Source organism: Pseudonocardia kongjuensis (assembly GCF_039526905.1).
In the GTDB taxonomy this organism is placed as follows: domain Bacteria; phylum Actinomycetota; class Actinomycetes; order Mycobacteriales; family Pseudonocardiaceae; genus Pseudonocardia; species Pseudonocardia kongjuensis.
The window spans coordinates 382,917-396,022 of the sequence record NZ_BAAAJK010000053.1 but is presented as its reverse complement, the minus strand read 5'-3'; the positions used below and the strand labels follow the sequence as shown (position 1 = coordinate 396,022).

At 78.7% G+C, this 13,106-nt stretch carries 3 protein-coding genes (1 of these 3 only partly in view); all 3 read right to left on the bottom strand.

Annotated features, from left to right (window positions below):
- On the bottom strand, positions 1–1,803 hold a 1,803-nt coding region (locus ABD160_RS31550), incomplete at its 3' end, for a condensation domain-containing protein (protein WP_344029793.1).
- Complete coding sequence (locus ABD160_RS31545; protein WP_344029790.1) at positions 1,800–10,925, bottom strand: amino acid adenylation domain-containing protein; 9,126 nt, start codon at positions 10,923–10,925, stop codon at positions 1,800–1,802. The genes ABD160_RS31550 and ABD160_RS31545, both read right to left, overlap by 4 nt.
- Positions 10,925–13,106: the 3' portion of an amino acid adenylation domain-containing protein gene (locus ABD160_RS31540; protein ID WP_344029787.1), read on the bottom strand. It continues 18,272 nt past the right edge of the window; the window shows 2,182 of its 20,454 coding nt (coding positions 18,273–20,454); its start codon lies beyond the right edge, outside the window; it ends in the stop codon at positions 10,925–10,927. The genes ABD160_RS31545 and ABD160_RS31540 overlap by 1 nt, the downstream gene beginning before the upstream one ends.

The window sequence follows — 13,106 nt, the reverse complement described above, 5'->3', positions numbered from 1 at the left end:
GGCGGGCGCCGGGTCGAGCACGGCGGGCCGGGGGACGTCGCGCCCGAGCAGCCCGATCGCCTCGCCGACCGCGGCCGCGTCCGGCCCGGCCAGCACCGCGACCGGCCGGACCGCGGTCAGCAGCCCGGCCAGCCGGGCCGCCGGGAACCCCGGATCGGCCGGGACCAGCACCGCACCGGCCCGCCACACCGCGCACCAGGCGACGACGGCGTCCACCGTGCGCGGGAGCGCCACCAGCACCGCCCGCTCGGGGCCGGCGCCCGCGGCGGCCAGCCGGGCGGCGAGCACGTCGGCGGCGGCGAGCAGCCCGGCGAAGTCCAGCCGGTCGCCGTGCCCGCCGGCCGGGCCGCTCAGCGCGGTCGCGTCCGGGGTGCGGGCGGCCTGGCGGGCCAGCAGCTCGCCGAGGGTGCGCGCCGGGACGGGCACCGGCTCGGCGTGCAGCGCGCCGCGCTCCCCCGGCCCGCGCAGGTCGAGTGCGGCGACCGGGGTGTCCGGCCGCTCCGCGATCGCCGCCAGCGCCCGCTCGGTGCGGGCGGCGAGCCGGGCCGCCCGCTCCGGGGTGACGGCGTCGGCGCGATGGTCCAGCCACACCGACAGCGTGTCCCCGGTGCCCTCCGCGGTGAGCGTGACCGGGTAGTTGGTGTCGTCCACACCGGACACACCGGTCACCCGGAGCCCGGCGCGGGCCTCCGCGGCCCGGACCGCGTCCAGGTCCACCGGGTAGGTCTCGACGACGGTGAGCGTGTCGAACAGGTCGGTGCCCGGCATCGCCGCCGAGCGGGCGATCTCGGCGAGGCCGAGGTGCTGGTGCTCCAGCAGCGCGGCCTGCTCGTCCTGCACCCGGCGCAGCAGCGCGTCGAGGGTGTCGGTCGCCCGGATCCGGACCCGCACCGGCACCGTGTTGACGAACAGCCCGATCATCGACGCGGCGCCGGGCAGGTCGGCCGGGCGCCCGGACACCACGGCGCCGAACACCACGTCGGTCCGGCCCAGCTCGGCGGCCAGCACCAGCCCCCACGCGCACTGCAGCAGGGTGTTGAGGGTGACCGCGGACCCGCGGGCCCGGCGGCGCAGCGCCGCCACCCGGTCCGGGCCGAGCGCCAGCGGCACCCGCGGGCCCGGCCTGCCCACCCGGGCGGCGCCGGGCGGGCCGAGCAGGGTCGGGCCGGGCAGCCCGTCCAGCGCGGCGGCCCAGGCCCGGCCGGCGGCGACGCCGTCCTTCGCGGCCAGGTACGCGAGATGGTCCCGGTACGGGCGGACCGGGGGCAGCCCGCCGGTGTCGCCGCCCGCGGCGTAGGTCTCCAGTAGCTCGCGGACCAGCAGCGGGGTGGACCAGCCGTCGAGCAGCAGATGGTGGTTGGTGACCAGCAGCCGCCACCGGCCGGGCCCGAGCCGGGCCAGCAGGCAGCGCAGCAGCGGCGGCCGGGCCGGGTCGAAGCGCTCCGCCCGGTCGGCGGCCAGCAGCGCCGCCCACTCGGCCTCCGGATCGGCGGCCGCGGCCAGGTCCCGCTCGGTCCACGGCAGCTCCACCGCGCGCGGCACCACCTGTACCGGCCGGTCCACCCCGTCGGTGACGAACCCGGCCCGCAGGTTCGGGTGCCGTTCCAGCAGCGCGGTCAGCGAGCGGCGCAGCAGCGCCGGATCGGCGTCGCCGCCGAGATCGACGGCCAGCTGCACGACGTAGACGTCCACGCCGTCGCGGTCGCCGTCCAGCCCGTCGAGGGCGAGCAGTCCCTCCTGCAGCGGGGACAGCGGCAGGATGTCCGCCAGCCCGGTGGTGCGTGCGGCCGGGGTGGCGCTCACGGAGCCCTCCAGAGGTTCTCGAGACGGTCGATCTGGGCCTGGTCGAGCCCGGGGACGAGCAGGTCGGACGGGGTGAGCCCACCGGCGTCACCGGCGTCGGCGTGCCGGGCGAGCCCGTGCAGCGCGCCGGTCCAGGCGTCGGCGAGCGACCGGGCCTCGGCGTCGGTGAGCACGCTCGCGCAGTACGCCCAGCTCGCCCGCAGCGCGCCGTCCGGCCCGACCGCGGTGTCCACGGTGACGGTGTGCCGGGCCGGCAGCGCCGCGTCCGCGGCCCCGCCGAGCGCGGACGCCTCGGGCGCTCCGGACCAGGCGGCGCCGGCGGCGCCGGGCGGGTCGAGCCGGCCCAGGTGGTTGACCAGCAGCTGCGGTGCGGGCAGCCCGGCCAGCGCCGGGCCGGACTCCGGATCGAGATGGCGGAGCAGCCCGTACCCGTCGACGGGGGCGGTGCGCAGCTGCTCCTTCACCTGCTTCACCAGCGCGCCGGCGGCCGGTCCGCCGTCGTCCACCGCGGCCGGATCGAGATCGCCGGTGTCGAGCCGGACCGGGCGCAGCGCGGTGAACCAGCCGACCGTGCGGGACAGGTCCAGTCCGGCGGCGTCCCGGCCGTGCCCCTCCAGGTCGACCAGCACCGAGGTGTGCTCCTCGCCGAGCTCGTCGCGCCGCCAACGGCGGACCGCGATCGCGACGGCGGCGAGCAGCACCTCGTCCGGGCCGCACCGGTAGAGCAGCGGCAGCCGGTCCAGCAGCGCGGCGGTCGTCGCGGCGTCGACGGTGACGGTCAGCTCGCGCACCGAGGCGAGCGTGTCGGTGGCCGGATCGACCCGGCGGGTCCCCAGCGGCGGGTCCTCGCCGCCGAGCACGGCCAGCCAGCCGGGCAGCCCGGCCCGGGCGGCCGGGACCGCGCCGGACTGCATCAGGGCCCACTCCCGCCAGGTCACCGGCTCCGGATCGGGCTCGGTACCGGCGACGGCGGCGGCCAGGTCGGCGGCGATCACCCGCCAGGACACCGCGTCGATGCAGCTGTGGTGGGCGACCATCAGCAGCCGCCCGGTGCCGCCGGTGCCGGGCAGGTGCACCGCGCGCAGCAGTGGCCCGGTGAACGGGTCGAGCGCGTCCAGCTCGGCGGTCGCGGCGGCCCGCAGCTCCGCGGTGCCGGTGGGTCCGGGCGCGGCGATCCGCAGGACACCGCCGGTGCAGGTGCCGGGGGCCGGGTCGATGTGCAGCGCGCGCTCCGGGCCGGTCCCGGTGATCCGGGCGCGCAGCACGTGGTGCACGGCGAGCAGCCGGGCGAACGCCTCGCGTAGCACGGCCGGATCCAGCCCGGCCGGGGTGACGAGCACCCGGATCTGGGCGTACCGGGCGAGCGCGGTCGCGGCGTCCCCGGCGAGCAGCTCGGCGAGCATCGGGGTGTTCGGCACCGGACCGACCGGATCGACGGCCGGGCGCGGCGCCGGGGCGTCGGCGGCGTGCGCCGCGGCGGCCCGGGCCAGCTCGGCCGGGGTGCGCCGGGTGAACACGTCGCGCGGGGACAGCACCAGGCCGGCCGCGCGGGCCCGGCCGACCAGGCCGAGCGAGACGATGCTGTCCCCGCCGAGTGCGAAGAAGTCGTCGTCGGCGCCGACCCGGTCGACGCCGAGCAGCTCGGCGAACAGCCCGGCGAGCACCGCCTCCGGGCCCTGCCCGGCGGCCCGGCCGGAGCTGCCGGTGATCTCCGGTTCGGGCAGCGCGGCCCGGTCGAGCTTCCCGTGCCGGGTCAGCGGCAGCGCGTCGAGCAGCACCAGCGCGGCCGGGACCAGGTGGTCGGGCAGCGTGGCGCGGACCGCCTCGCGCACGGCCGCCGGGTCCGGGACGCGATCGGGTGCCGCGGTGAGGTAGCCGACCAGCCGGCGCACGCCCGGGACGTCCTCCCGGGCGACGACGGCGGCCTCCGCGACGTCCGGATGTGCCGCCAGTGCCGCGGCGACCTCGGCCGGCTCGATCCGGAAGCCGCGGATCTTCACCTGCTCGTCGGCGCGGCCGGCGAACTCCAGCGCGCCGTCGGCGCGGCGGCGCACCAGGTCCCCGGTCCGGTAGCGGCGGGCGCCGCCGGGTGCGGCGACGAAGCGTTCCGCGGTGCGCGCCGGGTCGCCCCGGTAGCCGCGGGCCACCCCGGGCCCGCCCAGGTACAGCTCGCCGGTGACGCCGTCGCCGAGCAGCTCCAGCCCGGGGCCGCGCACCTCGGCGACGGTCCCGGCCAGCGGGGTGCCGATCACCGGCCCGCCCGGACCGACCGGGGCGGTGACGGCGTCCACGGTGGCCTCGGTGGGGCCGTAGACGTTCACCGCGTCGGTGCCCGCGGCGGCGAGATCGTCCCAGAGCGCCGGTGGTACCGCCTCGCCGCCGGTCACGACCAGCGACGGCCGGTGCGCCCCGGTGAGCAGGCCGGCGTCCAGTGCCGCCCGCAGGAACGACGGCGGCAGGTCGACGTGGTCGATCCGGTCCCGGCGGACGGTGGTGACCACCGCGTCCGGGTCGCCGAGCACGTCGCGCAGGTGCAGCTCGTGGCCGTCGAGCAGCCACAGCAGCGGATCGATCGCGGCGTCGAAGGAGAACGCGGCGCCGTGCAGCACGCGCAGCCGTCCGCGCCCGGCGTGCAGGCCCGCGCGGTGCGCGGCGAGCAGCCCGAGCACCGACGCGTGCTCGACCAGCACGCCCTTCGGCCGGCCGGTCGAACCCGAGGTGAAGATCAGGTACGCGGCGTGGCCGGGGTGCAGCGGCGCGCTGCGGTCGGCGTCGGTGAGCGGTGCCGGATCGGCCGCGGCGAGCAGGGCGCGCACCTGCGGTGTGTCCAGGACCAGCGCGGGCACCGCCGCCGGGATCCGGTGCGCGAGGTCGGCGGTGGTGACGACGAGCGCGGCGTCGGACTCGTCGAGCAGCAGCCGCAGCCGCTCGTCGGGCAGCGCCGGATCGACCGGCAGGTAGACCGCGCCGGCCGCCCAGCAGGCCAGCGGGGCGATCACGGCGTCGGCGGTGCGGGCCAGCAGCACCGCGACGGTCCGTTCCGGGCCGCTGGCGAGCAGCCGGGCCAGCCGGTGCACCCGCGCCGCGAGCTCCGCGGTGCCGAGCGCGCCGTCGTCGGTGACCAGCGCCGTCCGGTCCGGTGCGGTCGCGGCGAGCCCGGGCAGCAGGTCCCCGAGCAGCCGTTCCGGCACCGGCGCCGGATCCGGCCCGCGACCGGCGGCGACGATCCGGTCCCGGTCGGCGCCGAGCAGGTCGACGGTCCCGACCGGGGCCTGCGGATCGGCGGTGAGCGCGGCCAGCGCGCCGAGCAGCCGGTCGCCCCACTCCCGCGCGGCGGCCGGACCGACCACGTCGGGCCGGTGCTCCAGGGACAGCAGCAACCGGCCGTCCTGCAGCGCGGCGGTGACGGTCACCGGATGTTCGGTGGCGTCCCGGCCGTGCACCGCGGACACCGTCAGCCCGGCGTCGGACTGCGCCCTGGCCAGCGCCTCGGTGTCCACCGGGTAGCTCTCGAAGACGGTGAGCGTGTCGAACAGCTCCCGGCTGCCGGCGGCCCGGCCGATCGCGGCGAGCCCGAGATGCTGGTGCTCCAGCAGCGCGGCCTGCTCGTCCTGCACCCGCCGGGCCAGCGCGGCCAGGGTCTCGCCGGGGCGCAGCCGGACCCGCACCGGGACCGTCTCCACGAACAGCCCGATCATCTCCTCGGCGCCGGGCAGGTCGGCCGGGCGCCCGGACACCACCGCGCCGAACACGACGTCGTCGCGGCCCAGGCCGCGGGCCAGCGCCAGCCCCCACGCCACCTGCACCAGGGTGTTCACGGTGACCCCGGTCCGGCGGCCGAGCGCGACCAGCGCCGCGGTCCGCTGCGCGTCCACCGGCAGAGCGACGCGGTCCGGCAGCACCGGCTCCGGCGCCCCGCCGGGCGGGCCGAGCAGGGTCGGCCCGTCGAGATCGGCGAGCGCGGCCGCCCAGGCCCGCTCGGCGGCCGCGGTGTCCCGCGCGGCGAGCAGCCGCAGGTGCTCCCGGTAGGCCACCGGGGCCGGTCCGGCGTCGCCGCCGCCGGCGAGCTGCAGCAGCTCACGGACCAGCAGCGGGGTGGACCAGCCGTCGAGCAGCAGATGGTGGCTGGTGAACAGCAGCCGGTGCCGGTCCGGTCCGAACCGGACCAGGGTGAACCGCAGCAGCGGGGCGGTGCCGGGATCGAACGGGCGCGTCCGGTCGGCGGCGGCCAGCGCGTCGGCGGCGGCGTCCGGGTCGGCGGCACCGGCGAGATCGACCTCCGACCACGGGGCGGTGAGCCCCGGCGCGGCGACGACCTGCACGAAGCCACCGGTGGCCGACGGGTGCAGCGCGACCCGCAGGTTCTCGTGCCGGGTCAGCAGCGCGTCCGCGGCGGCCCGCAGCCGGCCCGGGTCGCCGGTGAGGTCGTAGCTCCACTGGACGGTGTAGACGTCCGGGCCGTCGCCGATCGCCGCGCTGTGGAAGGCCATGCCCTGCTGCAGCGGGGTCAGCGGCCAGGCGTCGACGAAGCCGGGGCGGTCGCGTTCGAGCGCGTCCACCTCGGCCTGGGTGAGGCCGGTGGCGAGCAGGTCGGACGGGGTGCGCCCGCCGGCGTCCGCCGGGTAGCCGGCGTCGATCCCGGCGACGACGGCGTCGGCGAGCCGGTCCAGCTCGTCGCCGGGCCGCAGCGCGGCCGGGGCGGTGAGATCCAGGACGAGCTCGCCGCCGTCGAGCACCGCGTTGACGACCAGCGCGTGCGACACCGGACGGCCCGGATCGGCCGATCCGCCGAGCGCCGCGGCCTCCGGGGCGCCGGTCCAGGGGGCCCCGGCGGGACCGTCGGCGTCGAACCGGCCCAGGTAGTTGACCAGCACCTCGCTGCGGTGCGCGGGCAGCCGCCCGGCCGCGACGAGCAGTCCGTGCCCGATGCCTCCGCGCGGTGCGGCGCGCAGCGCCTCCTTGACCGCCGTGAGCCGGGCGACCTGGTCCGGCTGCGGCTCCAGCCGGACCGGACGGACCGAGGTGAACCAGCCGACGGTGCGGGTCAGGTCGGCGCCGGGGACCAGGTCCTCCTCGCGGCCGTGCCCCTCGACGTCGGCGGTGCGCACCGCCCGGCCGTCGGTCCGGTCCAGCGCGGTCGCGACCCCGGCGAGCAGCAGCTCCGCCGGTCCGGCCCGGAACCGGGTCGCGACCTGCAGCAGCGCCGCGGTCCGATCGGCCGGGACGGTGCGGCGCACGGTGCGGGCAGTGGCGACGGTGTCCCGCTGCGGATCGGGCAGCGGCCCGGGCCGCACGCCGTCGGTCACCGACCGCCAGTGGCCGAGCTCGCCGTCCAGCCCGTCGGCGGCGGCACGGGCGGCGATCGCCCAGGCCCGGAACGGGGTGCCGACCGGATCGGGGGACGGCCGGTACCCGGCCGCGGCGGCCGCCACCGCCGCGGCCAGGTCGGCGACGAGGATCCGCCAGGACACCCCGTCGACCGCCAGGTGGTGCACGACCAGCAGGACCCGGCCCTCGACGCCGGGGCCGGCCGGGTAGTGCACGACGCGCAGCATGATCCCGCGCTCCGGATCGAGCCGGGCCGGGACGCCGAGCCCGTGCTCGCGGGCCGCCGGATCGCCGGGTGCCGCGGGCACCGTCTCGACCAGCATCGCAGCATCGACGGTGCCGGCCGGGCCGGTGCCGCCGGGTTCGGGCACGTCCAGCACCGGATCGGGCCCCGGGACGAGCCGGGCGCGCAGCAGGTCGTGCGTGTCCAGCAGCGCCTGAACCCCAGCGACCAGGTCGGCGGTGCGCAGGTCGGCCGGGGCGCGCAGCAGCCGCGCCTGGCTGGTCGCGCGGACCGGGCCGCCCGCGGTGAGCAGGTCGTGCGCGACCGGCAGCAGCGGCACCCGGCCGGTGCCGGCGACGCGCAGCGCGGGCGCCGCGTCCCCGGCGGGGGCGGCGAGCGCGGCGCGGGCCAGCGCCGCGACCGTGCGGTGCTCGAACACGTCCCGCGGGCGCAGCGTCAGCCCGGCCGCGCGGGCCCGGGTGACCAGCGCGATCGAGCTGATGCTGTCCCCGCCGAGGGAGAAGAAGTCGTCGTCGGCGCCGACCGTGCCCGTCCCGAGCACCCCGCCGACCAGGTCGGCCAGCACCGCCTCGACCGGGGTCGCGGGCGCCCGCCCGGATCCGGCCACCGGCGCCGGATCGGGCAGCGCCCGCCGGTCGATCTTGCCGTTGCCGGTCAGCGGGATCTCGTCGAGCACGACCAGCACCGCGGGCACCATGTGCTCGGGCAGCAGCGCGGCGGCGTGCGACCGGACCGCGGCCGGGTCCACCGGTGCCGGGCCGGCCGGCACCAGGTAGCCGACCAGCCGGGCGCCGGAGCCGTCGTCGCGGGCGACGACTGCGGCCCGCCCGACGTCCGGGTGCCCGGCCAGCGCGACCTCGACCTCGCCCGGCTCGATCCGGAACCCGCGCACCTTCACCTGGTCGTCGGCCCGGCCGAGGTGCTCGACGACGCCGTCCGGGCGGATCCGCCCGAGGTCGCCGCTGCGGTAGCGGCGCGCGCCACCGGGCGCGGCGACGAACCGGGAAGCGGTCAGCCCGGGCCGGCCCAGGTAGCCGCGGGCGACCCCGGCGCCGCCGACGTACAGCTCCCCGGTCGCGCCGGGCAGCACCGGCGCCAGGCCGCCGTCGAGCAGCTCCAGGTGCAGGTCCGGGACGGGCCCGCCGATCGGGCTGCCGCCGGCCGCGGCGGACGCCGGGTCCAGCGGCCGGTAGGTGACGTGCACGGTGGTCTCGGTGATCCCGTACATGTTCACCAGCTGCGGCCGGTCCGGGTGCCTGCCGAACCAGCCGGCCAGGGTGCGCGGTTCGAGCGCCTCCCCGCCGAAGACGACGGTGCGCAGATCGGGCAGCCCGGCCGGGCTCGCGGCGTCGGCGGCGTCCAGCCCGGCGAACGCCGACGGCGTCTGGTTGAGCACGGTGACCCGTTCCCGGCGCAGCAGCGCGTGCAGCTCCTCCGGGGAGCGGGCGGTGTCGTGATCGACGACCACCACGGTGCCGCCGGTGAGCAGCGGGCCGAACAGCTCCCACACCGAGAAGTCGAAGGCGTAGGAGTGGAACAGGGTCCACACGTCGTCCGGGCCGAAGCCGAACCAGCCGCCGGTCGCGTCGAGCAGCCGGGTGACGTTGCCGTGCCCGACCACCACGCCCTTCGGACGGCCGGTGGAACCGGAGGTGTGGATGACGTAGGCGGCGTGCTCGGGGTGCAGCCCGGCCGGCACCTCGGGGACCTCCGGCGCACCGGGCCCGTCCGGCCCGTCCGGGTCGGCCGGGTCGGCCGGGTCTGCGGTCCCGGGCAGGGTGACGACCGGGGTCCCGGCGAACCGGGCCGGATCGGTGCCCGGGGCGGCCAGCACGAGCAGCGGGGCGGTGTCGGCGAGGATCGCGGCGGTCCGCTCGGCCGGATGGTTCGGGTCCAGCGGCACGTAGGCGGCGCCGCTGCGCAGCACGCCGAGCACGGCCGCGACCAGCTCCGCCGAGCGCGGCAGGTACAGCCCGATCCGGGTCTCCGGCCCGGCGCCGCGGGCGAGCAGCGGGGCGGCGATCCGGGCGGCCCAGCGGTCCAGCTCGGCGTGGGTGAACCGGCGGTCGCCGTCGACGACGGCGGTCCGCTGCGCGACCGCGGCGCCGTGCGCGGCGAGCAGCGCGGCCCGGGCCTGCGGGATCGTCGACGGGGCCCGGTCCGGGGCGGTCGCCCCGGGTGGCGGGGCCAGCGCGGCGGCGCTGCGCTCGCGGTCGGCGGGGGTGTCGAGGCCGATCCGGCCGACCGGCGCCTGCGGGTCCGCGACCAGCGCCGACAGCGCGGCGACCGCGCGATCGGCCAGCGTGCGGGCGGGCCCGTCGCCGACGACGTCGGGCCGGTACCGCAGCACCAGGGTGAGGTCCGGGTCCTGCTCGGCCAGCACCGTCACCGGGTAGTGGGTGGCGTCCCGGATCTGCCCGCCGGTGACCTGCAGCCCGGCCGCGGACTCCGCGCCGGCCAGCGCCTCGGCATCGACGGGGTAGCTCTCCACGACGACCAGCGAGTCGAACAGCTCGCCCAGGCCGGTCTCCCGCTGGATCCGGGCCAGGCCGAGGTACTGGTGGTCCATCACGGCGGCCTGCTCGGCCTGGATCCGGGACAGCCAGCCGGCGACCGGCTCCCCCGGGCGCAGCGCCACCCGGACCGGCAGCGTGTTGATGAACAGGCCCAGCATCGACTCGATGCCGGTCACCTCCGGCACCCGGCCGGAGACGGTGGTGCCGAACACGACGTCGTCGCGGCCCAGGGTGCGGGCCAGCACCAGCGCCCACGCCGCCTGCACGACGGTGTTCACGGTGACCCCGCAGGACCGGGCGAGCCCGGCGACGCCGTCGGCCAGGCCGGGTGGCAGCGGGACCGGCAGGGTGGCCGGGTCCCCGGCGGCCGGCGGCGCGCCCGGGGCGAGCAGCGTCGGCTCGTCCACACCGGACAGCGCGGCGCGCCAGCTCGCGGCGGCGGCGCCGGTGTCCTGTGCGGTGACCCAGCGCAGGTAGTCGCGATAGGGCCGGACCGGCGGCGGGGTGCGGCCCGCGTAGTGCTCGAACAGCTCGCGGCCGAGCAGCGGCACCGACCAGCCGTCGAGCAGCAGATGGTGCACGGTCAGCAGGAAGCGGTGCTCGTCGGCGGCGGTGCGGGCGAGCGCCGCCCGCAGCAGCGGCGGCCGGGACAGGTCGAAGCGGATGCCGCGGTCGCGCGCGCACAGCAGCGCCCACTCGGCGCCCGGATCGGGCCGGTCGCGCAGGTCGTGCTCGGTCCACGGCACCTCGGCCCGCTCCGGCACCAGCTGCACGTACTCCCCGCTGCGCCGCGGACGCAGGCACACCCGCAGGTTCGGGTGCCGGTCCAGCACGGCCGCCAGCGCGGCCCGCAGCCGGGCCGGCTCGAACGCGCCGCGCACGGTCAGCTCGATCTGCACGGTGTAGACGTCCGCGGCGCGGTCGTCGTAGGACGCCAGGAACAGCAGCCCCTCCTGCAGCGGGGACAGCGGCAGCACGTCGGACAGGCCGCCCCGGCCCTGCCGCTGCCCGGTCGCACGCGTCGGCGCCGCCATCACCAGTCCTCCGATCCCGAACCGAACTCTGCTTCGAACTCGTCCAGCTCCGCCTGCGACAGCCCACCGGCGGTGAGGTCGGACGGGGTGTGCCCGCCCGCCGCCGGATCGGCGGCGTGCGCGGCGAGCGCCGCCAGCGCGTCGGCGAACGCCCGGGACAGGTCGGCGATCTCGCCCTCGTCGACGGCGCCCGGCTGCCAGGCCCACACCACGGCCAGCTCCGGGCCGGCCGGGGTGTCCTGCGCGACCGCGGTCACCCGCAGCGCGTGATCGGCCGCCATCGCCGGATCGACGCCGCCGCCCAGCGCACCGGCCTCCGGTGCGCCGCTCCAGGCGCCGCCGTCCTCACCGGCGGTGAACCGGCCCAGGTAGTTCCACAGCAGGTCCGGCGCGCGGTCGCGCAGCTCCGGCGCGGTGGCTGGATTGAGGTGGCGGAGCAGGCCGAAGCCGATCCCGCCGTCGGGTGCCGTGCGCAGCACCTCCTTGACGTGCTTCACCGCGGCACCGGCGGACGGGCCGCCGGCCAGCGCGTCGGCGACGTCGATCCCGGCCAGGTCCAGCCGGACCGGGAACAGCGTGGTGAACCAGCCGACGGTGCGCGACAGGTCCGCGCCCGGCACCAGCTGCTCCTCCCGGCCGTGCCCCTCCAGGTCGACGACCAGGCCGTCGGTGCTGCCCGGCTCGTCCTTGCGGGCCCCGGCGACGGCCAGCGCCAGCCCGGCGAGCAGCACGTCCCCGGCGCCCGCGTGATAGAGCGCCGGCAGCGCGGTCAGCAGCGGCCCGGTCACCTCGGCCGGGATCCGGGTGCGCTGCAACCGCTCCGCACCGGCCAGGTCGACGGCCGGATCCAGGTCCCGGCGGGCCAGCCGCAGCCCGGGCCGGGCGACGACGTCGCGCCAGTACGCCAGCTCGGCCAGCCTGCGGCCCGCCCCGGCCTCGGCGACCAGGGCGCGGGCCCACTGCCGGAACGGGGTCGGCACCGGCTCCGGGGCGGGCGTCGCGCCCCGGGCGAGTGCGGCGACCGCGTCGGCCAGGTCGGGCACCAGCACCCGCCAGGACACCCCGTCCACCGCCAGGTGGTGCACGGCCAGGAACACCCGGCCCTCCCGGCCGGGGCCGCGGTCGAACCAGACCGCCCGCAGCATCCGCCCGGCCCGCGGGTCCAGCTCGTCGAGCACCGGACCGACCAGGCCGGTCCAGCCGTCCCGCCAGTCCGCATCGGACCAGCCGGACACGTCCACCCGGGACACCGTGCCCGGCGGCAGGCCGCGCTCCGGCGGGCCGACGACCAGCCCGTCACCGGTGAGCCGGGCGCGCAGCATGTCGTGCCGCGCGACCAGCGCCGTCACCGCCGCCGCGAGCAGCCGCTCGTCCAGGCCGGCCGGGGCGCGCAGCAGCCGGGCCTGCGCGTAGCGGCCGATCGGGCCGGGCCGTTCCAGCAGGTCCCGCATGATCGGGGTGAGCGGCACCGGCCCGGTGCCCGGCTCGGCCGGCGCCACCGCGCCCTCCGGTTCGGCGACCGCGGCCAGCGCGGCCGCGGTCCGCTCGGTGAACACCTGCCGCGGGGTGATCCGCAGCCCGGCGGCGCGGGCCCGGGCGACCAGCCCGATCGCGACGATGCTGTCGCCGCCGAGGGTGAAGAAGTCGTCGTGCGGGGCGACCTCGTCGAGCCCGAGCACGGCGGCGACGATCCCGGCGAGCACCGCCGCCGTGTCGTCGTGCGGCTGCGCCGCAGTGTCACCGCGGGGCTGCGCCGCGGGCTCCGGCGCCGGGGCCTGTTCCGGGGTCGCTCTGCTCTGCTCACCAGGGGCGGGCAGCGCGGACCGGTCGAGCTTGCCGTTGGCGTTGCGGGGCAGCTCGTCGAGCACCAGCACCGCGGACGGCACCAGGTGCGCGGGCAGCCGCGCCGCGACGTGCTCGCGCAGCTCCGCCGGATCCGGGGCCGGGCCGCCGGCCGCGGGCACGACGTAGCCGAGCAGCCGGGCACCGGCCGGACCGGTGGACGCGACCACCGCCGCCGTCCCCACCGACGGATGGGTGGACAGCGCCGCCTCCACCTCGCCGGGCTCGATCCGGAACCCGCGCACCTTCACCTGGTCGTCGGAGCGGCCCAGGTACTCCAGCTCGCCGTCGGCGCGCCAGCGCACCACGTCACCGGTGCGGTACAGCCGCCCGCCCGGG